Here is a 24,447-nt window from a genome sequence, read left to right as displayed (position 1 = left end):
ATTTTAAGCACCATGCGGTAGCAAATCATAAAACTCCTTTTTTTAAGTTAAAAAACGCCTTGGTCAGCTTTAGGTTTTACAGTTTTGCTATCTTATACTATAGTTTAATCATCTCTTGGTTCATGAAAAGGAAATATCTTTTGGTCACACTTTTTGTAATAGTTGGCATTGTAGGTTTTGCAGGGGTACAATATCTGCCAACATCGGAAAATGAAGGTGTTTCGGTAACTCTGGATTCCGTTTCTACTAGAAGGGATCTACGCAGGTCGTTCTTCGATAAACGAGAGATATTAGTGGTGTATGGGGCAAAGGACCCCAACTTGCAACAGCTATACCAAAAACTTCTGGAAGAACTTTCAAAACAAGAGCTTACTCGTTCTAGACGCAGTGTAAAGGTGAGTTTTAAATCGGTAGCGGAGGTTGATCAAGAAATATTTAAGACATCTATTGTCTATTTGGTGGGTGCCGTAAATGAAAACCCTTTCATTAAAAAATATATGGCCAATACGCCGTTTCAAATTTCCGAAACCGATATAACCATAGGGACTAAGAGCATTCCAAATAACAATTCAATTTTAGGCGTTTGTTTTTACCCAAGTCCGCTAGACTCAAAATTACCTTTCGCATATTTAACTGGTACCGATGCCAAAGAAGTGTTTGAACTTTTTGCCGATAAGGTAGCAGAAAGAGGTCAGTCGTTTTACCGTCAGAATTTAGAATATGAGGTATATGAGCAGAAAGAACGATTGGTTATGGGCGATTTTAATACCCGTTGGGGAATTGAAGGGTCTACTTTCTTTGATTTCGCCACAGGTACAAGAGTGTTATTGGATACTGAGGAGTTTAAGTTTATAGACCATCAAAAAGCGATCGATACCGCTGATGTAACTAAAAAATTAAGAGAGGTCAAAGCGGCCAAAGCCAAAGTGGTCAACTTTGTTGGTAACGGCAATGTCCCAAAAATTACCTATAACTTTTATACCTGTACAGAAGAGAAAGGTTTGATGACAGGCAATACCGATCACTCTACTTTTGATCCCGCAACAAATGCCGTACATACTATTGTCAACAATATATATGCACATAATAATATAGGTAGGGACAATGCATTGGTTTTGTACAACCTAATTGGGGAGAGTAGTAAAACCATATTTAATGTAGGTCTACCTATTTATTTTACGGATACTTGGCAAATGAAAGGCTATAAGTACTGGGCGGCAAGATTGGTTGAATCTGAAAATACGTATACCGTAGCAGAGCTATTGGACAATTCATTTTTAGAAATGGAATCTTCATTGATAAGGGATTGTATGGCAAGTACCTTCACAGATTTTTTGGTAAAGACTTGGGGTAAGGATCGGTACTTGAAACAATATAAGAACATATCGCTTTCTGATGCTGAGATAAAAAGATTGAACGTAAAATGGCAACAATATTTAGAGGAGTTGCCTAAAGCGCATCCGAAAATCCAAAAGCAAGCAAAGACATTGCCCTATCTAAAAGGTTTTAATTTTGCACATGAAGGTTATAGTATTTACAACGGCTACGGTTCTCAAAAAGCGACCGAATCTCTTTTAAAACAAAAGAATATGGGCAGTAATGCCATGGCCATTGTACCCTATACGGGTATTAACGATATTAATACACCAACCCCTTTACACTTTAGTGATAATGCCGGTAGTGAAAATGATGATGCCGTGGTACATGCCGTGTCCATGGCAAGTAAAATGGGCATGTATACCTTGCTAAAGCCACAGATATATGTAGGTGGAAGCTGGCCAGGTGGTATAGATATGCCTACGGATGCCCAATGGGATAAATTTCATGATTATTATTATAGATGGATTCGTCATTACGCCTTCTTGGCAGAAATTCATGGGATGGATGCCTTATGTATTGGTGTGGAATTTACAAAGGCCACTTTGGCAAGACCAGATGCTTGGCGCCAAATGATCAAACAAACCCGTGCACTTTACTCAGGTAAGATCACTTATGCCGCCAATTGGGGCGATGAGTTCGAGAAAATCGAGTTTTGGGACGATTTAGATTTCATTGGGTTGAACTCCTACTATCCATTAAGTAAAAAAGACAATCCTACCAATGCCGAAATGAGCTTAAGGTTCGATACGGTGAAGACCAAAATTAAAAAAGTATATGACCGCTTTAAAAAGCCAATAGTTTTTACCGAAATCGGATTCAGGAGTATAGATACCCCTTGGAAGAATCCGCATGCTGAGGCAGATGAAACTATCAATGAAGAGGCACAGCAAAGGTCTTATGAGGTTATATTTAAGGGAATTCAAAATGAGCCATGGTGCCAGGGCATACTATGGTGGAAATTTCCTAGCTACATAGAATACCGTGGCGAGCATAACAATGCGTTTACCCCAAATAATAAATTGGCAGAGGAAACGGTTAGGGAGTGGTTCACTAAATAGGAAGGCATCCGTAAAAACAAAAGTATACTCTTTGTTTAAAAGCATCAGATTGGTAGTGCTCAGGTACTAATTTCTTCAAAATTATTCCCGCTTTACATCCACCAAAAATAATTCATAACTGTCTAAAGCTGTTTTAGATGGCAAATTCGACAGTTGAGTCACTAATATTATCTGCCTGCGGTATTGCTCAATATCTTTGGGGTATAGAAAACAATTCTAAAAACTTAAAATTATAAAATCATGAAAAACATTAAAATTTTATCGGCGGTAGTCATAGTGGCCGTCACCTTTATATCATTTAAAGGAGTACAGAAACAAAAGGAAGCAGATAAGGCAGAAATCACTGCTATTTTTGAAGATTGTGTTATTGATCTAGAAGCGCAGTTAGAAGCATCTTTAGAAATGGGCAAATTAAACGCCAATGAAATAGTAGTGGTAGAGATGGCCGAAGAAGTAAACTTAGGTTTTGACACCTTTGAATATTTGCCTCTTGATTTTGATCCCTATGCAGGTGCTAATTTATCTGAAATAGATTTTGAAATTTTTGAAGAGGAAGAAATAGTGGAATTAGGTTTTGAAACTGCGGCATATTTGCCAAACAATTTTAACGCCTATGCACTTTAAGAAGTTAGTGTAGTTTAAATGTAAGTTGGTCTTTGCTTTTGCAAAGGCCGGCTTTTTTACGTTTTACAAAATCAAAGTTATTATTACGGTATATTTGAGAAGTACCATTTAGAAAAGAGATTACATGGCATTGACAAAGGTTAAACAGGGTGAAGTAGTAAAAACGGCCCTACTCTTAGGTATTTTGGTATCGCTGCCAAAAACAATCTATCTATATAATGGTATTATGGAGGGGAATTTAAATTTCTCCATGTCATGGGTAACCGATTTTTTATATAGATATCTATTCTTCTTTTGTTTTTCTTGGTCGGTCATTCAGTTAAATGCCAATATAGATTATGATGGATTAAAATGGCCTCCGTTTTTAAAATGGCTATTAATACTGGTCATAAATGTTGTATCGCTGTTTGTAGTGGTCAAGGTGATTATTGCGTTTTATCCTTTGGTAAATGGCAGGGTATTGGAATCTCACGAAGAAGGTTGGGTCAATTTCACCTTCATCAATCTATCAATTGTTTTGTTTTTTATAGCTAGGTTATTACGGGTAAGTACGGATAAGCAAGAGAGTAGAATAGAAAATGAACAGTTGAAACAACAAAATTTGGAGAATGAGCTTGCCGCCCTTAAAAACCAGATAGATCCACACTTTCTGTTTAACTCCTTAAACTCGTTATCGTCATTAATTCGTGAGAATGAAAAAGCTACGCAGTTCGTAAATAAGCTTTCATACATGTACCGCTACATTTTGCAGAGTAGCGAGATCAATTTGGTGCCCGTTAAAGACGAGCTAAAGTTTTTACGTAGCTATATTTATTTAATGGAAACCCGTTACCGCGATCGTATAAGAATAGAGGTAGATATAGATGAAAAACTCTTAGATCGTAAAGTGCCGCCTTTGGCTTTGCAATCTTTAGTGGAGAATTCTGTAAAGCATAATGAGATATCATCTACCAACCCGTTGACCGTTAAGGTGTATTCTACAGAAGGATCGTTGTTTGTGGAAAATCCTATTCGTACGCGTAGTACCGTGGCAGAAGGTATGGGCACGGGCTTGTACAATTTAAAGAAACGCTACTTGCTTTTACTAAAGAATGAAGTTAAGGTAAGCACCCAAAATGATATATTTAAAGTAGAATTGCCCTTAAACCGCCCGGCATGAAAGTAATAATTGTAGAAGATGAACTTGCCGCTAGTGATAACTTGGCGTATCTGCTGACCAAGATCGATCCAAATATTGAGATCGTTACGGTGTTAGATACCGTTAAGGCTGCAGTAGATTTTTTCAGTAATCCGTTTGAAGGTGTTTTGGTGTTTATGGATATTCACTTGGCAGACGGTATTTCATTTGAAATTTTTGATCAGGTCACTATTAACGTTCCTATTATATTCACCACCGCTTATGACCAGTATGCGTTAAAGGCATTTAAAGTGAATAGTATTGATTATCTGTTGAAGCCTATTGATCAAGAAGAGCTTTCAGATGCCTTGGATCGCTTTAATGCCCAAAATCAAAAAAAGGGAATGGACGAGCAGCAAATGCAAAGCCTCTTACATTTAATACAGACCAAGCCCAATAGGTATAAACAGACATTTTTAGTGGGTATCGGTGATCAATTGTTGCCTATTAAAACAGCGGATATTGCCTATTTTTATATAGATACCGGTGTGGTGAAAGCGGTTACGGTACAAGAGCGTTCCTATGTATTGGATATCAAGTTAGAGGAAGTGGAAGATGCACTTGATCCAACACTTTTCTATAGGGCAAACCGGCAATTTATAGTACGTAGAGAAGCTATTGTTACTATAAAACTACACTTTAACAGTAAGCTGTTGGTAGAAGTCCATCCGCCGTGTAACGAGCGTATTGTAGTGAGCAAGGCAAAAGCATCGGATTTTAAAAGTTGGGTAGGTAGGTGAAAATGGCCTTAAGGTATGGTGCCGATTTCATTCAGTTTCCACTCGCCATTTTTATTTTTCTTGAATGAAAAAATATGTTGCCCACCTTCAAAAAATGCAGTGGGTAGGGTAGTGGTCACTAATATGTGGGCGAATGCCACCCCATTCTTATCTTCGTTTGAAATAACCGTTTCATTTTCCCTGAGCATGTGTATGAATTTTTGATTGAACAGGATGTCATAGTCATTGGCGATAAAACTATCTATGGGAATATAAATGAAATCTTCATAAATTTTATCGTACCAGAGAGAGTCGTTTTCCCTTAAAAGGTTCATTTGTTGTACTTCGGATGGAGTATTTTCTAAACAATCGTAACAGCGAATGGTCTTGTCCGATGATTGCTTAAAAGCTACTTTATCTTTAGCCTCTAAATCGGACAAAAAAGACGTCCACATAACAGTTACATCATCACTTGATGCTTTCTTTTCTTGTTGGCAAGACATGAAGGTGACAACCAGTAGAGGAATACATAATAATCGTTTTATTTCCATAGTGTTATTCTAATGAGTCTTCCCTTGGGCTTTTATGGTATTGCTTAGGAATGATTTCTACGGTAAGTTGTTTGTTCTCCATACCGATAATCCTGAATTTTAGTTGTTCAAATTTTTCAGGTGATCCCCAACTGGCATATTCTTCAGGGTAAAGTTGTTTAAATTCTTTCAACCATTTATGACCGGAGTATAAACTGGCTATTCTTGTGTTCTCATCAAATTCCCAAGTTCCTTTTTCGGTTAATGTAGTAAAGCATGCTTGATCGCTCGTGCTTTCATGTTCACTTTCATTAAATGCTAGTAGGGTTATTTTAGATCCAAATTTTACATCCTCCGGTGGTATATCATCACAGCGATGATAAATTGCAATGTTGGTTGATGGGCTTGTTTCCTTTTTCAGTACCCAACATCCATACAAGTCATATTCAGAAATTGTAGCTTCTTGGGCATTACAGCCTATGGCTATAAGGATAAAAAATATGCCAAAAAGTACAGGTCTCTTCATAAGTGAATTAGCATCAATAATTAAACCATTAAATTAATTTGGTTATTTATAAGATCTCTTTTTTCATCAAAACATGTAACAATTTGCACAAAAATGCTACATATAGGCGTAGTTAATTATCAAAATCGTTCAAAACATGCAAAAACACATTCAGCCTCTTACCATGAAAATTTTGAAATACTTTATTCTTACTGTTGGTGTTTTAGGTTTAGCGGCTACACTTTTAAATGTGTTCTATTTTAAAGATACATCAAGTAGTAATTTCGGTAGTTTTATAAGCTGTATATATTTAATATTCATCTCTTTCCGATTTGAAAAGATGATCACCTGGCTAAATTCCAAACTAAAAAGAGCTTAGCGCCCAGCGCTAAACGCAATGCGTGGCACGCTTGGCGCATAATTTATTAAGGGCTTTGTGCTTAGCGCAAAGTGAAATTCATTATGTTACCAACAACCAACAACCAACAACCAACAACCAACAACTAATCATCAATCTCCGCATCCGGAAGGTCAAGAATCGTTGAGGTAGATAATGAGTTACCGGCAATACCTTTAATAGAACCAAACAGCACGTTAATATTCTCTTGAACGCCCCAAATTTGCTTTTCCCTAACCGCAAAATTCTTGTATGAGGCTTTTTTCTCGTAGTTCAGTTGCTTGATCATAGAATCATAGTTTTCAATAATTCTATTAATGTTCTGTACAAACTCGTTACTGGTTAGGTAAGAATATAAAAGCTCCATTTTATCGCCCTTGTTCTCGTCAGATGATTTGATCGATTGTGTTTTTAGCAGCAATTCGCGCAGCACCAGCGATACACTTTTTACCTCATTGAAGCCACAGATCCATACACCGTTCTTCTCCCCAAAGCGATCCATATCTGGCGGAAAGGTCTCGGTAACGATCACCGCAATATCTGCCTTGCAATTGATCTGGTCTTGCTTCAGCTTATTGATCCAATCATTACTGAAGTTCTTGGTACGCTTGCTCTCATATACGATAGAACCACAGGTCTGCTGAAGGGAGTTAATCACCGTTTGTATACAATCTGCACCACGAATACCCTTGCCAACCTCGTCTATATTATCAAAAGGGTAGGTGTTACGTAGCAACTCTTCTAAGGCAAGTTCTTGTATTTCGCCCTGCATTTGCATAGAACCTTGTTCGGCCTTGCGCTTCATTTCATCAATAAGTTTCCTTTGGTCGTCCAGTTGCTTTTGGTATTCCTTCTCTTTCAGCGCCATGGCCTCACGCTCTTTTGCCTTGGCTTTTTCTTCTATGATAGATTGCTTCTCCAACAACTCTTTTTGCACGTTCATCTTCAGTTCCTCGGCTTTCTCCTTTAATTCGTTCTCACGTTTTAAAAGATCGATCTCTTGGGCGCGCAAAGCTCTGTTCTCCTCTTTCTTTTTTTCGTTCTCTTGTTGTAGGGCACGCAGTTGCTGCTCAAAAGATTCGTTGGTCTGCTTTTGTATTTTTTCAGATTCCTTAGCAAGACGTTGCGCCAGCTTCTCTTTAAAAAGCTCGTTCTCTTTTTCTTTCTTCTTCTCGAACTCTTCTACCTCAAGTTCAAGCTTTCTACGTTCTTTATTGAATTTCTCTGCCTGCTCTGCTACTTTACGTTCGTATTCAGCCTTAAAATGAGCCTGCATTTTGCCAGAAAGCGCCTCTTCTACATCAAACTCATGCGCACAATTCGGACATTTAATTTTATCTACCATGTTCAAATATCATTTGTAACTATAAAAATACAGAACCCAAATTAGGCATACAATCTTTAGGCGATAATCCAATCAAAAATGCACTAGTTATTGTTGGCGGACTGACAATTATCATAGAATAAACAGCCGTAAGAAATTACTTTTACGGCATTAAAATGACCAAACTATGATAACAATGAATCTTCCCTTGGTAAACTGGAGCAATGGTGTAGTAATGATCGCCGTATTTGCCGGCGTCTGCATAGGCCTAGTAGGTATTGTACTTTCTATTATGAATTCTGATAAAAAGAAGCAGGAGTAATATTATTGATACAAAACGTACCGTGGTGGCGTAAGACCGTTTAAGCGCATGGCAACCAACATTTGCCCTCTATGGTGGGTAATATGGTCTGCCAACAGCATACATATTTGTCTTTTAGAACGATCCAGCCCAAAATAGTCCAAATGATCGTCCAATGCTTTGGGGTCAAAATCCTTTAACAAGGCAATGGCTTCGGTAAAGGTTTGGTCTATACGTGCCATCATTTCCGCCTTGGTCTTATGGGCAGGTTTAAAAACGGTATCGGTTTGGTATACACGGGCTTCACGACCACCTAAAAGCGACTGGCTATGCCAATCTAGCGCAAAACCAATGTGCATTAGATGCTCGGAGAAGCTCAAAGATTCTGCCGTGGCTTTGTAACCATACTTTTCTTCGGGCATCATTTCTGCGACCAAGAGCAAATACTTGCGGGAGTTCTCCAAACGTTCAATACTATCTTCTAGAAATTGATCTTGCTGGGCAACCAATGTTATGGAGGAAAATAGAATGAAAGAGATAAGTGCAATTGTTTTTTTCATGATGAGCGATGATGAGGTGAGCAACTAATTTACTCCATTTGTTGCAGTGAACAGCCATTTTTACGCTCTTCTTGGGATAGTATCCAAACATTGATGACTTTTTGATCCAACTCATTTTCTTCATTTGGCATTACTAGGTCTATGATCGCAATACTTTCTGTAGCAATGGTATAGGTATTATGCTCTAATAGATAACCGTTAACATACACCGGGTTGTTCTCTTCCAAATTAAAAAAGGCATTGAGTTGTGTTTGTGTTTTAGAAGGTATCTTCTTTTTTAGTTTGGCAAACAAAATACCGTTTGCCGTGAGATTATAAAAATGCGCTTTGCGGCTAGGTTTGTCCTTTATCACTGCTATATCTTCAATGTCTTCCTTTGAAGTGATGATGTTTTTATGGGCGATAATATGCTCGTCAACCAAGAGTATAGGGCAACTGATATTTGCTGCCTGTGGTAGTTTATTGAAGCTGTCTTGGGCATTGTTAGTATAGTAAAAAAAGAAGAATAGAAATGTAACAAAGATAGTTTTCATAGGTAATCATAGATTACATTAATTATTTTTCACCTTGGCATTTGGTATTATTTAATTTTTTTCTTCTCTTTTAAAGTATTTCTTGTTCGAAATTGGATAGGGATTAATGACGGTCTTGTCTATTAATAGTTACATAGGTTAGCACAAAATTTTGCAAGTACACACCAAAATAAAAATTCGAGAGGATTTTTAGAAGTAGACGAGAACAAGCAATTACTTATAGCCATAGTTAGCAAACGTTATTTTTTCTTCTTAGCTTCTATTTGTTTAACTTTTGATTCTATACTCGGAAGTTCAGACATATTTGGAAATTCCTCTTCCACTTCTTCTGAAGCTTCTAAAGATGGTTTAATTGTTCCGCCCTGATTATATAAATCAGCGATTTCTTTTAGAGCCATTTTTATTCGTGCAATTTGTTCAGGGTCTTTACCTGAAAAATACTTGTTGTAAATAAATTGAGCTTCCTTTTCTGCGATTTCATTTACCCCTTCTTTTGATTTTTCAACAACTTCTTCTATGGCATTATTAGAGATTTTCATTTCTCTAACTTTCTGTTGTACCAATAGTCCTTCTTGCAATTTTTTGAAGACTACTGCTCCAGACCAAGCGAGTCCGCCAATAGTTTGAACAATGGCTGTTGAAGTGGCAAGAATATCAATCCAGTTTGAACCAGAATCAAAACCTATAATTTTGAATCCACCTTCAATTTCATCAGTTAGTAGAGTTTGGCTAAAAATTTTTGTCAATTTAGAACTTACTTTTTCTAATTCTTGGAAGTCTGCAATATCAGGAATTTTTATGCTAACAATTAAACTACTATCAATCTCGTGATTTTGAGCCATTTCAATCGATTCGGCTGTTCCTTCGAGTATAGCCTTTAATTGAGGTATATTCTTGTTAAGTATATTAAATTCTTGCTGTTGAATTATAAGATTTGCTCCATTAAAACTATAAAAGCTTTGATTTTGAAGTTCAGTCAACATATCAGGCATCAGTCCCAAATCTTCAATTTCCAAAATCGCATTTTTCAAATCTTCAGGGTTGTTCATTTGGTATGTTGGCGGTGAAGAATTTCTTTTACCTGCTAAAACCTCTAATTCAGGTAATATTTCTTGAATTATATGTTTAATGGTTCTTAATCTCATTTTTGTTCTTAATGTTTGCTAACGGTCTAGTATAAGAAAAGTAGCGGATTTTCAAGTACTAACTTTTCGGTTAAACACAGACCTTTTTTATATTTACTTACGTTCGTTTTAGCAATTAAACCGCTATTATTTTTATACATTTTTAGGCACTGGCTTTTTATTTCTTTCCTCGTATTTTGTCATACCATTTCAAGTTTTTAAGTCGTTCTATTTCTCTTTTATTGATTTCAATTTCTTTGTTTTTTTTGCTTAAATCCGATTCAGTTTTCCGAAGTTTAGTTTCAAGTCCATTAGAGTGAATTTGAGAGTCAAATAGTTCGTTTTCAACTTGTTTTAATGCTTCTTTAAAACGTTTGGCTTCGTTTTCAAACTCAGCAGTTTTTTCTAAAAGTAATCCAATCGAGGAATTCTGTTCAGATATTTTAGCTGATTTTTCGTCAAGTTCTTGATTTAGCAAAACAATACGTTCTTTTGCTTCTGTCAGTTCATTGTTGGTCAATTCATTTTTCTCAATAATCGAAGAGCTTTTTTGTTTGTAATCTATAAGCCGTTTTCCTTGTACTTCAATGAATTTTTTAAATTGATTCGTATCTATATCATTCCGAAACTTTCGAGCTTTTTTGAAAAAATCAAACGCGGATTTAATTTTTCCTTTTTTAAAATCCTCTCTTGCTTTCTTATAATAAAAATCTGCCTTTCCAGTGTTTAGTTCTTCTGCAACCAAAGTGTCTGGCGTTTCGTTCTTTGCAAATTCAATAACTCTTGGGTCAGTCTTAATTGCTCCTTGATGAAGTTGTGTTTTTAACACAAGTCCATTGAAGGAAGTACAACGACTTAAAGCAACATATACTTGACCAGATGCAAATGCTCCACTAAGGTCAGCTATGACTTTTTCAAAAGTTAGTCCTTGACTTTTATGTACGGTTATTGCCCAAGCTAATTTTATTGGAAATTGCTCAAAAGTTCCTATGATTTCTTCTTCTATACTCTTAGTTTCTTTATTGTAAGTGTATTTAATATTTTGCCATTCTGCTCGCTCTACTTCGACTTCTTGCTCATTGTCGAATACTGTTACGATTTTATTTTCTTCAAGTTCTTTAATTTTTCCAATTTTCCCATTGAAATATCTCTTACGGTCTCCACTATCATTTTTGATAAACATTATTTGAGCACCAACTTTTAAATGCAAATAATGGTCAGTCGGTTTCATTTTGTCAGGAAAAACATTAGTGATTTTTGCCTCATAAGTAAATTGCTCTGTTTCGAGTTGATTTAATCTTGTAAGGTTTGTTTCATTTACAATTCTGTTATGAGTAGCAAGAATTATGTAATCACTACCATTTGCGGAAAATGTTGGTTGGTATTTTGAGTTTAAGGTTTGAAAGTCAATAGGTTTTACTTGATTTACTCTAACTCTATTTAATAGGTCGATAAACTCTTGTTCATTTTGTCGGTAAATCTTTTTTAACTCAATATAGAGTGGTTTTTCGGTCTCAATAACTTTTGCGCTAAAGAAAAAAGGTGTTTTGTAAAATTGGGATAAGATATTCCATTCCTCTCGGTTTGCTATTGGTGGTAATTGGAAAGTATCTCCAATTAGGATTACTTGAACACCGCCAAAAGGGAAGTGTGGTTTTTTTCTACAAACTCGAAGTATTTTATCAATTACATCTAATACATCACTTCTAACCATTGATATTTCATCAATAATCAATAATTCCAAATTTTCAATTATATCTCGTTTTTCTTCTTGGTACTTGAATGTGTCATAGATAGTAACTTTGTTTTCGCTACCTAATGAACTTGTTCTAAGTCGCAAATCATCTGGGACAAATGGACCAAAAGGAATTTGAAAAAAAGAATGAATTGTTACACCACCGGCATTTATAGCAGCGACTCCTGTTGGTGCTAAAATCACAGTATTTTTTCTTGTGATTTTCTTGATGTATTTTAGAAATGTGGTTTTTCCAGTACCGGCTTTTCCAGTAAGATAAATTAGCTTATCAGTGTGCTTTACAAATTCAGCAGCATTATTAAATTCAACATTTTCTTTGTCGAGTTCTATGTTGTCCACTGTTTCTATCATTGTTGGTTTTTTCAGCTTGTGCCTAACTATGGTGTATGTTTACAATTACACATATTCGTAAATAGTAAGGTATTTGTGCAATTGCTATTATAAAATATTTTCAGCTAAAGTGGTAGGGGGAGTATACTTTGCTTACTACTGCAATATAAAGAAGTTTTCGGCATATTTTCTTACGGTTTTCCGTAAAACTGTCAGAAAAATAAACGGGTTGCCTACTATAAGGCGGGGAGGTTTATAATTAAGATCAGAACACCTAAGAACCCACCCCTTTGGTCCCCTCCCAAGAGGGGAGGTTTTCGTCTTTGTTTTGGGTTTGTTGGTTGTTGGGGAGCTGCGTTTTCAAAAAGGTTACCACCACTTTTTATCTAAAAAATGTAATAAAAGTCACAACCTATTCCCCTCCTCGGAGGGGCTAGGGGTGGGTCCTTATGGGTTAGCATGTTCCAAAAAATCTACAGCACCCGATCACCCACCCCTCAATCCCCTCCCAAGTGGGGAGGTTAGCGTTTTTATTTTGAGTTTGTTGGTTGTTGGGGAGCTACGTTTTCAAAAAGGTTACCACCACTTTCTTATCTAAAAAGTGAAATAAAAGTCACAAACTATTCCCCTCCTTGGAGGGGCTAGGGGTGGGTCCTTAAGGGTTAGCATATTCCATGAAATCTACTACACCCGATCACCCACCCCTAAATCCCCTCCCGAGTGGGGAGGTTAGCGTTTTTGTTTTGGGTTTTTTGGTTGTTGGGGAGCTGCGTTTTCAAAAAGGTAACCATCACTATTTTATCTAAAATGTCCAATAATAGTCCCAAACTGTTCCCCTCCTCGGAGGGGCTAGGGGTGGGTTCTTCCTTGTTCCAATTCTTCAATATACTCTTTAATTTCTTCCAAAACGCTAGATAGATTATTCTTCACATCACTATCTGAAAACCTAATCATGTTTACTCCTAAAGATGCCAAACGTGCTTGTCGTTTCCTATCTTTTTCTTCATGTCCTTCTTTAAAGTGGATACTGCCATCTACTTCTATGGCAAGTTGAAGATCTTTACAGTAAAAGTCTACTATATACTGGTCAATAGGTATTTGCCTGCTAAATTTGTAACCCAATTTTTTACCCTTAATTTCTCGCCATAGGGCAATTTCACCTAAGGTCATATTGTTCCTTAGCTTTTTAGCAAGTTCTACTAAATATGGGTGGTATGGTATAATTTTTCTCATAGTAGTACCCACCCCTTAGTCCCCTCCCAAGAGGGGAGAATTGCGTTTTTGATTGTGAAGTTAGCGTTGGTTGAAAGTTCAATTGTCATTTAATTATTTTGCTGAAAGTTAAATTACGGTCTCAATTTTTTCCCCTCCTTGGAGGGGCTAGGGGTGGGTATTTTACTCCACCTTCATACCGTTCATTTCCTGTCCGTTTTGAAATAGGGTCAAACTTTCTGTATTTCCGTTTTCGTCTTTTATGAACTGAATTTGTGCGGCAACTTCTTTTAAGTAAAAAGTATCTTTCGATTTGGCGAAAATATTGAACGATGGCTGCCCCGTTGCCTGTGCTTTTAATTGTTTACCATCTTTGGTAATTGTAATTTTAAAAGTGGGCATTAATTCGTAGACGCCTAGATAACTTTCCAGTAGTGCTTCTGGTACTTCAAACTCTTTAGTGAAGTTACTGGTATCAACACCTAATTGTTTAAGCATATCTATCGCATTTATATTTCCAGGATTCATTTCCACCGTTTTGGTATAGTTTTCAATAGCACCTTTGTTATCACCTGATTTCATTAACGCTTCGGCATAACTATCATATACGTTGGCGGAATTTGGATACGCGTCTACATTTAACTTAAAGACTTGAATAGCTTCTTTGGTTTTGTTAGACCTTAATAATTTATATCCCGCTTGGTTCATCTCATTTTCATTGACATCAAAATCTTGATTGTCTTTATTTTTCTCATAAAAGGCTACTCCTGCATCAATACCTGCTGTCTCTATGACCTCTAAAACTTTAGATGCCAAGGAAGCTTTTGGGAGATCATAGCTCTTATTGTTTATAATACCGAGAATAGCTTGCGTAATTTGACCTAAGGGAGCGCCGCCTGTATTATTTAAAAGCACGATCAATGATCGGTCCGATGGCGATCTGGAAATTTGTGTGTTGAATCCGTTAATTCCGCCACCATGGCTAATTACGGCAATACTATCCGTTGTATTTCCAAGAGCTTCATTACCGGTCATCCATCCGTAGGCATAGTGAAAACTGCCAAATGCAGGTATGTATGGTTTAAAATACATATCCATATATTTTTGAGGTAACAATTTGTTGGTATATAGCGCTTGATCCCACAGATATAAATCTTCTACGGTAGAATAGAGAGATCCTGCGGCATACGGAATGGACATATCTAGGTAAGGAGCATTTATGAATTCGCTCCCATTTTTTTCATAGCCTGTAGCTCTATTTTTAAGGATGTTGGAGTGATGGTCAAATCCGGAATCTTTCATTCCTAGTGGAGAAAATATATGTTCCGTTAGCATTTCTTCATACGTTTTGCTGGATAGTTTTTCAACAAGAAAACCCAAAAGAAAGTACCCCGAATTGCTATAATTGAATCTTTCCCCTGGGGTAAACTCCAATTCCATATCCTGAAACTTTTTAGTGAACTCTTCTGGCGAATATGGGTCGCGACTATCTTCTTCAATAAACTTAGGAAATGAGGTGTAGTTGGGTATACCGGCGGTATGGGTCAATAAATGGTGGGTGGTAATCTGGTCTCCGGTAGTTATTGGATATTCTGGTAAGTATGTAGTTATGGGAGCTTGTAGATCTAGCTTTCCATCCGCTGCCAATTGAAGAATAAGCATGGCGGTAAATTGCTTGGTGATCGATCCTAAACGATGTTTGGTGTTGGGACTGTTAGGGATATCCCACTCCATATTCGCCATACCATAACCCTTTTTAAGAATGACATCACCATCTTTGGCAACAAGAGCAGAGCCATTGAATTTGCCATATGAGAGATATTGATTTAGGAGTGCATCTATTTCTTCTGATTTTGATTGCCCGATCGCTGAGGTACTTATAAAAAGCACAACAGATAGACAAGTAAGTAACGTACTGCTAATACTGCGATGTAATGATTTCATAATTTGTTTTTTTGATTGATTGAATTCTACAAGGTTATTTATTTTTCATTCTTATAAACTGTACCGTTTTTCATCACGAATTTTACGTGTTCCAAAGTGGAGATATCTTTTATTGGATTTGTGTCTACAGCAATAATATCTGCGAGCATACCTTCTTTTAATTCACCACGATCGGTGAGCCCTAGCATTTCTGCACTATTGGTAGTAGCGGTTTTGATAGCCTCTTTAGTACTCATGCCACAATCTATTAATGCCGCAAATTCAATGGCGTTTTTTCCATGGGGAATTATAGGCGTGTCCGTCCCAAAAGCAATTTTGACATCTGCTTTTATAGCTTTGGTAAGGTTTTGTTTGGCAATGGGCATTACATATTCTGCCTTACCGGCCATAACGGGATCCATTTTATCTATCATGGGTTCTATTATAGTGGCCAGTCCCCTGGTAGGTACTAGATAAACACCGTTTTCTTTCATTAGTTGAATGCCTTCATCATCTATAATAGACCCATGTTCAATAGAGTACACGCCGGCTTTTATCGCCTCTTTAATACCTTCTGTACCATGTGCGTGGGCGGCAACTTTAATATGGTGCCTAGCAGCTTCGTCAACAATGGTTTTCATTTCCTCATTGCTTAGTTGTTGGGCGCCAATGGCATCTTCCATAGAGAGTACACCTGCCGTGGCGTGCATTTTTATGAATTTGGCACCATGCTTAATTTGATATCTTACCGCTTCTATGGCGTCATACTTACCATTGATCACTCCGTCATTGGGACCTACGGTAACCAATCCTTCCGCCAGTCCTAAAGAAATATCCCCGTGTCCGCCGCTAATGGTAATCATATGTCCCGATGGAATAATTCGTGGTGCAGCTATAGTACCTTGGTCAGAAGCCTCTGAAACGGCAACATCTATTAATTCTGGAGTAATATGCAACTGCCCTATACTTCTAATGGTGGTAAAGCCTGCCATCAATGTTTTTTCAGCATTTGCAACAGCCCTAATAGTACCTTGACTGGCACTTTCCTTATAAACATAGTCCCAATTACCTTTAAATTCCCCATCTAAATGCACGTGCATGTCCATAAGCCCGGGTAACAATATTTTACCCGTTAAGTCAATCGTTTCCAAACCATCAGGCAATGCCTTTGGATTAATGGATTTGATACTTCCGTTTTCAATGAGCACGTTGGCAGGTGAAATTAATTTACCGGTTCTAACATCTAAAAAAGAAGCTGCTTTTATGAGTTTTGATTGTGCTAAAACGGATGATGTAGTTGCTAAAAGGATAAGAAGGGTTAAAACTTTTTTCATTTGGTCAGATATTTGTTTTACGGTTTTTTTTAAAAATCCAATGGTTATGGATTTATGATAAAGATAATGTTATAAAGTGTTAGGGGAGAGTACTTTGCTTATGGAAAGATACAGAAGTTTGATTAATTAAAGGTTAATGGATGGAGTTTAATCAGTCACAAACTATTCCCCTCCTCGGAGTGGCTAGGGGTGGGTTCTTTAGGGTTAGCATGTTCCATAAAATCTTCTGCATCCGTTTACCCACCCCTCAATCCCCTCCCGAGAGGGGAGGTTAGCGTCTTTGTTTTGAGTTTATTGGTTGTTGGGGAGCTACGTTTTCAAAAAGGTTACTACCACTTTTTTGCCTAAAAAGTGTAATAATGGTCACAAACTATTCCCCTCCTAGGAGGGGCAAGGGGTGGGTCCTTACAGGTTAGCATGTTCCATAAAATCTACCACACCCGATTACCCACCCCTCAATCCCCTCCCGAGAGGGGAGGTTAGCGTCTTTGTTTTGGGGTTTGTCGGTTGTTGGGGAGCTACCTTTTCAAAAAAGGTTGCCACCACTTTTTTATCTAAAAAGTGTAATAAAAGTCACAAACTATTCCCCTCCTCGGAGGGGCTAGGGGTGGGTTTTTAAGGGTTAGCATGTTCAATGAAATCTACCACACCCGATCATCCACCCCTCAATCCCCTCCCTAGAGGGGAGGTTCTCGTCTTTGTTTTGGTTTTTTTAGTTGTTAGGGAGTTACGTTTTCAAAAAAGGTTGCCACCACTTTTTTATCTAAAAAGTGAAATAAAAGTCACAAACTATTCCCCTCCTCGGAGGGGCCAGGGGTGGGTTTTTAAGGGTTAGCATGTTCCATGAAATCTACAGCACCCGTTTACCCACCCCTCAATCCCCTCCCGAGAGGGGAGGTTAGCGTCTTTGTTTTGGGGTTTGTCGGTTGTTGGGGAGCTACGTTTTCAAAAAAGGTTGCCACCACTTTTTTATCTAAAAAGTGTAATAAAAGTCACAAACTATTCCCCTCCTAGGAGGGGCTAGGGGTGGGTTTTTAAGGGTTGGCAAATTCCAAAAGGTTTTCAGTACCCAATCACCTACTCCTCAATCTCCTCCCGAGAAGGGAGGTTTTTGGTATTGTCACTATACTGATAGCTGCTAAAACAAAAAACCGCTGTAAGGAAAGTTCCTTACAACGGTTCACGTTTGAATTAGTCGAGTTTGTACTAAACGAATAGCAGTATAATAGTCAAAACCATACCTGCCAAAGAAAAATAAAGTCCTTTTTTGAAAACTGAAGTTTTGGGCAAAAACATCCAAAATGATGAAATCACGAAAAATAGTAGTGATAGCCCAAAGAAAATATTCAAGAAATAAACAGGGCTATTGGTTGTGGCTTTATGGAGGTGCTCCATCTTATCTAAGATAAATGGAAGTTCCATCTTTTTTATGGTAGCCATACCTGTAGCTTTATTGTATTGCCCTTGCTTAAAATAGACTACATCACCTTCCGTTTTTTCCGGTTTTATGCCACCTTTAACGCGTAGTGCTCCGCTAAGTTCACCAGCTTTTAAGTTTGGCTGTAATTGCTGCTCAATTATTTTTTCACTCTTAAGAAAATCGGTCTGTCTAAAAATCATGATTATTCCGCTTATGGAATACATAGCCATAATACCTGCTAGAAAGAAGCCTAGGTAGCGGTGAATAATTCTCATTCGTAAACTGGTGGTCATTTTCATTTTATAAATTTTAAAGTCGGTTTTGCGCGTGCAAATGTAAGATTATAGTTAATAAGAGTTTTAGACCTAAAAAATTATAAAAGGTTTAATCTGGACAGTGCAAAAAAAAGAAAACCCCAAAGAAAATAAATTCTTTGGGGCAGTCTCCGTTGTTTGGTATTTAAATTTATTTGAAACCTATTTTTTTAATGCCTTCATGGCTTATTTTAATAGCTTCTAAAGGTTTTAGTCCGTCAAAAGTCATGTCCTGTTCAACCATGTAATATTTCATGCCAGAAAGTTCTTTGTTGTCCAAGATGTTTTCAAAACCGATAGATCCTGTGCCAACAGGGGCAAATCTTCCTTGCTCATCCATGTCTTTTACATGCCAAATTTTAAATCTTCCCGGATATTTGTTGAAGTAAGCAATTGGATTGGCCTCAGCCTTGGTTACCCAATAAAGATCCATTTGAAAGTTCAATAATTTTGGGTCTACATTTTCCAATAGGTAGTCTATGGGTACAATACCATTTTCATTCTTTTTAAATTCAAAATCATGATTATGGTATAATAATTTTAACCCTGCCTTATTTGCTTTTTCTCCTAAGGTGGTTAAAATTTCCGCCAGTTCTTCTACGGTACCGGTCATGCCCATAGTCATGTTCTCTTGGTTAAAGGTAAACATACCCATTGGTGGAATAGGAACAACGAAATACTTAAAACCGGCGGCTTTGGCATCTGCCATCATCTGATCGGCATTGTCAAGGGTAACCGCGCTTTGGTGCGTACTGATCGGTTTCAGTTTTAAAGATTTTAATAAACCTTTAAAGTCAGCTGGAGTCATACCATAATATTTTCCATCTTCATAACCTGCAGCTTCAATATTCTTGTATCCTGCATCTGATACCGCTTGTAATGTAGCTTTGGCGTCTTTGCCCATGTCATCTCTGACCGTGTAAAGCGCAAGACCTCCAAATTTCTTTTGGGCAAAAGTGGTTACCGTGCCCAGCATAAAAATGGCAATTGCCATGCATTTAAATAAGTTGTTAGTTGAATTTTTCATTGTTGTTGTATAAAGTGTGAGTATTATTTTTATTGTTTAAAGCTATATAGATAAGGTGCTTTGTGCGCCTTGCCTTCAAAAAGCTTCTCATGACGTTCTAAAATATCCAATGACAGCATTTTACGTTGAAAACTTGTACGTCTTAATTTTTGGTCTAGGATTGCCTCAAAAACCTGTTGTAATTGTTTCATGGTGAATTTTTGGGGCAATAGGTTGAGCCCTATCAATTTTTCGCTAATGTTATTACGAAGAACCTCTAATGCTTTATCCACGATTTCATTGTGGTCCATCATTAATTTTGGAACATCATCTATTGCGTACCAGCCAATACTATCAGATAAATGATCTGGTTTTGGGTCTACCTCTTCATAATTGATCAGTGCGTAATGGCCAACGGTTAAAAAACGATCCATCATCCATTGGTTTTCGGGTGTGTTTTTGTTGCTACCATCTAAAATGCGGCTCATGGCATAAGAATCTGCCCTGTCAACTTCACCAAATACCTGAAACTGATCTAGGTAAACATTGGTTAATCCGGTACGTTCTTTTACCCCTTGTTGTACGGCTTCTTTTAAACTTTGATTTTTTCTGATAAAGCCACCGGGTAATGCAAAAAAACCAGTGTTATGATATTCAAGAATGAGTATTTTCAACGACTTACCATTAAAACCAAATATGACACAGTCATAAGAAAGGTTAGGAATGTAATTCGTATTATTTGCACCTTTCATGAGTGAATTTGATAAAATTTGAATAGTTTTTTCAAATAAAGCACAAAATTGAACACTATCAAAGAATTATTGTCATAAAGTGAGACAATAAATAAATAATGCCGATTTTGAGTAGTCATAGGCTCAAAACCGGCATTCATTATGTGTAGTGTTATATTACTTTTCTTTGTAATACCAAACGTTCATACTCTCCATAGCATCTCTTACCATACAATTATTGGTAAGGGTGCCGGCAAGAACAAACCCATGTTTGCTAAAGGTGATGTTTAAACCATATGAGGTAGCCCTTACCATGGTATAAAGGGTTTTGCATCCATAAATATTCATTTGACCCTTAATATCCTGTACTAGGTAATAAGAAAGATTTTGACCTCTAAAATCTGGATGGGTTACAAAATCTACAATCTCCATATTCAGTTCACTTTCATTAATGGCAAGAATAGCAGAAACCAGTAATTGACCATCTTGAAAGAGCCCATAGAACTCATGGTTCAAACTCTTTAATTTAGAGAAGTATTCCGCATTCTTAATTTGATGCGGGTGATATTTATACGCTTTCTGATGTAAATTTTCTAAATTTTTCAAATCCGAGTCCGTGAGTGACCTTATTTTCAGGTTACTAGGCGTTTGAAGATGTGGGTCTGTTTGAGGTTTATTAGCGGCTTCTGCAATGGTCTTTACCGTGCTAATGGTCTTTTTCGTCTTTTCATCATGGGCAAGACGTTCTTGCTTGGTGTATTCTGCAAGAAAATAGCCATCAATTGTACCACGATACAAACCTGGTATTTTAGCCTCCACTACAAACCCTTTGGATTTTAAAACCTTGACACCTTTTTCAGATGCTTTGCCAAGTATTTTTTCGTAGTTTTTCTTTTTGGCCAAATCTTTTATTTTGAGAAGTAAATGGTCAAGATTGATATTTTCTGCTTCAGAAAAAAAGATTCGTTTGTGCATGTTGCCATGATAGACCAATGCACCGTCTATATTTTCAATTGTTTCGAACATTATTTCACTTTTAGGGGAACTAGAATGCTATTCACGAATTTGTCCGTTACCAAATATATAATATTTATTGGTTACCAATTGTTTAAGACCTAATGGACCACGGTGGTGCAATTTATCTGTACTAATCGCAAGTTCTGCACCAACACCCATTTGACCGCCATCTGTAAACCTTGTAGATGCGTTTTGGTATACTGCGGCACAATCTACTTCTTCCATAAACTGTAGTGCCGTATTTTTATTGGTGGTCATAATAGTGGCAGAGTGTCCGCCAGAATTATCGTTTATTTTTTCTATCGCTTCATCGAGAGATTCAACAGCACCTAAACAACATTTCATGGCTAGAAATTCTTCTTCCCAAATTGCTTCATCATGTATTTGTTGAGCATCTTTTAGAATATTGTTTACATCGGCATCAACCAATGTTTCCACACCATTTGCATTTAAAAGTTGGTAAATATCCGCTAATTTCTGCTCGTAATTTTCAATATTGGAATTGATCAAAATTTTATCCAAAGCATTACATGCCGATATTTTTTCGGTTTTGGCGTTCATGATGACCTTAACGCTTTTTTCCCAATCTGCTTCTTTATCTACAAATAAAAAGTTATTTCCTCTTCCGCTAACCAACACGGCACATTTTGCATGTTCCTTTACAAAGTTAATGAGGCGTTCACCTCCTCTAGGTACAATGAGGTCAAGTTTTTCGGTAGGGTTTCTTAAGAACTCTTGCGTTTCTTCCCTGTTCATGGTCAATTGCTGAATGTATGCTTTTGAGAGTCCGTTCTCCTCTAATGCCTTGTGCCATAGTTCAACAAGAATTGTATTACTGTAAAGCGCTTCTTTACCACCTTTTAGCAATATTTTATTGCTCGCTTTAAAAGCAAGAACAGCGGCTTCTATGGTGACGTCCGGTCTAGATTCATAGATGATCATGATTGTACCAAAAGGAGCTGTTTTGTTGGTAATATCTAATCCGTTATCCAAATTTTTGGTAGAAATGATTTTACCCACAGGATCTTCTTGAGACATCACCTCTTTAATAGATCCGATCATACCATCAATTTTGCCGTTGGTTACAATGAGTCTATCATACATAGCTTGATCTTCTTTGGTAAACAAATCAAGATCTTTCTTGTTGGCGTTGAGAATGCTACTTCGGTTGGTATCCAAAAGTAACATCATACTATTTAAAACCTTATTTTTTATTTCTGTTGAAATTATCTTCATTATGCTTCTGCTTTTTCTTCAAGGGTAACTTTTGTGCCCACATTTTTTCCTTCTATAATATCAATGATCGTCCTATCTTTTTTACCGTTGGCAATAAACGTAGGTATGTTTTTTGCGGCGGCTTGCTGAGCGTAATCTAATTTAGAACCCATGCCACCACGACCTTCACCTGCTTTTTTGGTGTTATCTTGAATAAATTCTTCTAAATTTTCTTCAGGATTAACATGTGCTATAAGGTCGCTGCTTTCTTCGTTAGGGTTACCGGTATAGAGTCCGTCAATATCCGTTAGAATAATCAGCTTGTCAGCATCTATCAGCTGAGCTATTAAACTTGCCAGTTCGTCATTATCGGAAAACATACTCATGGTGACAGATACGGCATCATCTTCGTTGGCGATCGGTATTACCCCTTCGGACAACAGACCTTCTACGCAATTGATCATGTTCTGTCTGTGTACACCAGGTGTAAAATCGCGTTTTGTAGGCAGTACCTGGGCACATTTCATACCATAATCATGAAAAATGTTATAGTATAATCGCATCATTCTAGGTTGGCCAATAGCCGAATACACCTGTCTGCGTTGCGTATCGTTCTCTATAGACGATGTACCAAGAACCTCACGACCTGCAATTACCGATCCTGAGGATACCAATACGGTTAAAATATCACGTTCATATAATTCTGCAATCTGTTGTACCAAATTTCGTAATACTGGTCTCACTATACGATTGTCCTTATTGGTCATGACGTTAGTGCCTACCTTAATTACTATTTTCTGCTTATACATTTACTTTTTCTTTTCCAAGTTCTACTGCACGCTCAAATGCTGCGAATGCTGCTTCTTTAATTAATTCTCCAACATTATTGTTTTCCATAGAGTCTAATGCTGCACGGGTAGTACCACCCTTACTTGCCACCTTGTCCATCCAAGAATTTGGCGATAGTTCATTTTGGTTAAAAAGTTCAATGGCTCCTGTAAAGGTCTGTGCTACCAGTACTTTAGAAACACTTGGGGTAAAGCCCATTTTTAAAGCTGCCTCCATCATACTTTGCATAAAATAGAAAACGTAAGCTGGTCCACTACCTGAAATACCCGTAGAGGCGTCAATAAAGTTTTCATCACTAACCAATATAGATTTACCTGTGGTGTCCAAAAGACTTTCAATGGTCAACAGCTCAATTCTGGTAACATCTTCAGAGGCTACAAAAGAGGTGAGGCCTTTACCGATCTGGGCCGGTAAATTAGGCATGGCACGAACTATTTTTGTGAGTCCCGTTAATTGTTTTATGGTATCTATGGTAACGCCCGCCATGATCGATATCATGATCTGGCCAGGTTTTACTAACGGGTTTAGCTTTAAAAAAACGCTTTCAGCATGGTATGGTTTAACGGCAATAAAAATGATATCTGCCTGTGGGGCACAATTTTTAAGGTCATCAAAAGCATCAAATTGAGGATTTTCTCTTAATTCCTCCAATTTTTCTTCAGAAGTGTCAAGCACCATTATATTCCTTTTCTTAAGTAATTTTGATTTGGACATGCCCTCAGCATACGTTAAGCCCATGTTACCTGCTCCTATTACTAATATCTTCATGAATTCTGTTTAATTTATTGGATAATATTTGTGTGATAATGTGATTATATAAATAGCATTTTTTCAATGGCATTATTTTTACGCCCTTGATAAATTTGTTTGTATGAGTGAATGGTTTTTATAGGTACTCCCATAAAATATTTGGTGATCGAAGTCACTTTCGATTTCATAAGTCCGGTGCGTGTTCTGTATAGTTCTTTAATATTACTTTCTCTTTTGATGTAGATTAATTTCATGTATTCTTTTTTAAAACAGTAACATAACATAAGCATCACCAACTACAAATTAGAGGTGTTAAGCTTATGTTATACTATTTTTAAGGGGTGTTAATAATAGTTTG

The 24,447-nt window shown here is 37.2% G+C and carries 24 protein-coding genes; 6 read left to right on the top strand and 18 right to left on the bottom strand.

Translation table 11 applies throughout. The features are described from left to right. The first annotated feature begins 122 nt into the window (after positions 1-122). The 4 genes from B2Z27_RS11725 (at position 123) to B2Z27_RS11710 (ending at position 4,979) form a co-directional block, all read left to right on the top strand. Positions 123-2,438 carry a glycoside hydrolase family 113 gene (locus tag B2Z27_RS11725; protein ID WP_286813797.1) on the top strand — a complete coding sequence of 772 codons (2,316 nt, stop codon included), beginning with the start codon at positions 123-125 and terminating at the stop codon, positions 2,436-2,438. A gap of 240 nt (positions 2,439-2,678) precedes the next feature. Then, positions 2,679-3,062, top strand: coding sequence for a hypothetical protein (locus tag B2Z27_RS11720; protein WP_286813796.1), 384 nt, complete (start codon positions 2,679-2,681; stop codon positions 3,060-3,062). Between the two features lie 124 nt (positions 3,063-3,186). Beyond that, positions 3,187-4,221: a sensor histidine kinase gene (locus B2Z27_RS11715; RefSeq protein ID WP_286813795.1), complete on the top strand. Its 1,035-nt coding sequence runs from the start codon at positions 3,187-3,189 to the stop codon at positions 4,219-4,221. Further along, entirely contained in the window at positions 4,218-4,979 is a 762-nt protein-coding gene (locus B2Z27_RS11710; RefSeq protein ID WP_286813794.1) for a LytR/AlgR family response regulator transcription factor, read from the top strand. Before B2Z27_RS11715 ends, B2Z27_RS11710 begins: the two co-directional genes overlap by 4 nt. Positions 4,980-4,987: 8 nt before the next feature. Here the strand turns inward: B2Z27_RS11710 and B2Z27_RS11705 are convergent, their stop codons facing one another. Continuing rightward, a complete protein-coding gene (locus B2Z27_RS11705; protein ID WP_286813793.1) occupies positions 4,988-5,509 on the bottom strand; it encodes a hypothetical protein in 522 nt (173 codons plus the stop codon). 4 nt (positions 5,510-5,513) lie between these two features. Beyond that, the gene (locus B2Z27_RS11700) at positions 5,514-6,014 is read right to left on the bottom strand and encodes a hypothetical protein (protein WP_286813792.1); all 501 of its coding nucleotides are present in this window, start codon (positions 6,012-6,014) and stop codon (positions 5,514-5,516) included. Between the two features lie 136 nt (positions 6,015-6,150). On the opposite strand from B2Z27_RS11700, the gene B2Z27_RS11695 reads away from it, so the two are divergent. After that, the gene (locus B2Z27_RS11695) at positions 6,151-6,372 is read left to right on the top strand and encodes a hypothetical protein (protein ID WP_143751732.1); all 222 of its coding nucleotides are present in this window, start codon (positions 6,151-6,153) and stop codon (positions 6,370-6,372) included. A gap of 124 nt (positions 6,373-6,496) precedes the next feature. Here the strand turns inward: B2Z27_RS11695 and B2Z27_RS11690 are convergent, their stop codons facing one another. Further along, positions 6,497-7,735 (bottom strand): DUF2130 domain-containing protein, encoded by a 1,239-nt coding sequence (locus B2Z27_RS11690; RefSeq protein ID WP_286813791.1) that lies wholly within the window; start codon positions 7,733-7,735, stop codon positions 6,497-6,499. Between the two features lie 166 nt (positions 7,736-7,901). On the opposite strand from B2Z27_RS11690, the gene B2Z27_RS11685 reads away from it, so the two are divergent. Beyond that, positions 7,902-8,036: a hypothetical protein gene (locus B2Z27_RS11685; protein WP_286813789.1), complete on the top strand. Its 135-nt coding sequence runs from the start codon at positions 7,902-7,904 to the stop codon at positions 8,034-8,036. Positions 8,037-8,038: 2 nt separating this feature from the next. Here B2Z27_RS11685 and B2Z27_RS11680 read toward each other — a convergent pair whose 3' ends face one another. The 15 genes from B2Z27_RS11680 to B2Z27_RS11610 form a co-directional block, all read right to left on the bottom strand. Further along, positions 8,039-8,575 (bottom strand): DinB family protein, encoded by a 537-nt coding sequence (locus tag B2Z27_RS11680; protein WP_286813788.1) that lies wholly within the window; start codon positions 8,573-8,575, stop codon positions 8,039-8,041. A 29-nt stretch (positions 8,576-8,604) separates the two neighbouring features. Beyond that, positions 8,605-9,108, bottom strand: coding sequence for a hypothetical protein (locus B2Z27_RS11675; RefSeq protein WP_286813787.1), 504 nt, complete (start codon positions 9,106-9,108; stop codon positions 8,605-8,607). Positions 9,109-9,347: 239 nt separating this feature from the next. Next, positions 9,348-10,253, bottom strand: coding sequence for a hypothetical protein (locus B2Z27_RS11670; RefSeq protein WP_286813786.1), 906 nt, complete (start codon positions 10,251-10,253; stop codon positions 9,348-9,350). A gap of 157 nt (positions 10,254-10,410) precedes the next feature. Further along, the gene (locus tag B2Z27_RS11665) at positions 10,411-12,339 is read right to left on the bottom strand and encodes an ATP-dependent DNA helicase (protein ID WP_286813785.1); all 1,929 of its coding nucleotides are present in this window, start codon (positions 12,337-12,339) and stop codon (positions 10,411-10,413) included. Between the two features lie 828 nt (positions 12,340-13,167). Continuing rightward, a complete protein-coding gene (locus B2Z27_RS11660; protein ID WP_099191193.1) occupies positions 13,168-13,551 on the bottom strand; it encodes an endonuclease domain-containing protein in 384 nt (127 codons plus the stop codon). A 162-nt stretch (positions 13,552-13,713) separates the two neighbouring features. Continuing rightward, complete coding sequence (locus B2Z27_RS11655; protein WP_286813784.1) at positions 13,714-15,474, bottom strand: serine hydrolase; 1,761 nt, start codon at positions 15,472-15,474, stop codon at positions 13,714-13,716. Positions 15,475-15,512: 38 nt separating this feature from the next. Further along, on the bottom strand, positions 15,513-16,787 hold the full coding sequence (locus tag B2Z27_RS11650) for a metal-dependent hydrolase family protein (RefSeq protein ID WP_286813783.1): 1,275 nt from the start codon (positions 16,785-16,787) through the stop codon (positions 15,513-15,515). 1,206 nt (positions 16,788-17,993) lie between these two features. Beyond that, complete coding sequence (locus B2Z27_RS11645) at positions 17,994-18,506, bottom strand: hypothetical protein (RefSeq protein WP_074670002.1); 513 nt, start codon at positions 18,504-18,506, stop codon at positions 17,994-17,996. A 166-nt stretch (positions 18,507-18,672) separates the two neighbouring features. Beyond that, positions 18,673-19,515: a sugar phosphate isomerase/epimerase family protein gene (locus B2Z27_RS11640; protein WP_286813782.1), complete on the bottom strand. Its 843-nt coding sequence runs from the start codon at positions 19,513-19,515 to the stop codon at positions 18,673-18,675. A gap of 62 nt (positions 19,516-19,577) precedes the next feature. Next, entirely contained in the window at positions 19,578-20,279 is a 702-nt protein-coding gene (locus B2Z27_RS11635) for an NUDIX hydrolase (RefSeq protein ID WP_091608835.1), read from the bottom strand. 156 nt (positions 20,280-20,435) lie between these two features. Further along, a complete protein-coding gene (locus tag B2Z27_RS11630; protein ID WP_286813781.1) occupies positions 20,436-21,284 on the bottom strand; it encodes a GNAT family N-acetyltransferase in 849 nt (282 codons plus the stop codon). Positions 21,285-21,311: 27 nt separating this feature from the next. Beyond that, on the bottom strand, positions 21,312-22,511 hold the full coding sequence (locus B2Z27_RS11625) for a glutamate-5-semialdehyde dehydrogenase (protein WP_286813780.1): 1,200 nt from the start codon (positions 22,509-22,511) through the stop codon (positions 21,312-21,314). After that, on the bottom strand, positions 22,511-23,299 hold the full coding sequence (gene proB / locus B2Z27_RS11620; protein ID WP_058105157.1) for a glutamate 5-kinase: 789 nt from the start codon (positions 23,297-23,299) through the stop codon (positions 22,511-22,513). The genes B2Z27_RS11625 and proB overlap by 1 nt, the downstream gene beginning before the upstream one ends. Further along, positions 23,292-24,107, bottom strand: a complete 816-nt coding sequence (proC, locus tag B2Z27_RS11615; protein ID WP_058105158.1) for a pyrroline-5-carboxylate reductase — start codon at positions 24,105-24,107, stop codon at positions 23,292-23,294. Before proC ends, proB begins: the two co-directional genes overlap by 8 nt. A 44-nt stretch (positions 24,108-24,151) precedes the next feature. After that, positions 24,152-24,343: a hypothetical protein gene (locus tag B2Z27_RS11610; RefSeq protein WP_071340352.1), complete on the bottom strand. Its 192-nt coding sequence runs from the start codon at positions 24,341-24,343 to the stop codon at positions 24,152-24,154. Between the last annotated feature and the right edge of the window lie 104 nt (positions 24,344-24,447).

It is taken from the genome of Maribacter sp. UBA3344 (assembly GCF_002362375.1).
GTDB lineage: Bacteria > Bacteroidota > Bacteroidia > Flavobacteriales > Flavobacteriaceae > Maribacter > Maribacter dokdonensis.
The sequence above is the reverse complement of the archived record's forward strand: the minus strand, read 5'-3'. Positions and strand labels throughout refer to the sequence as shown.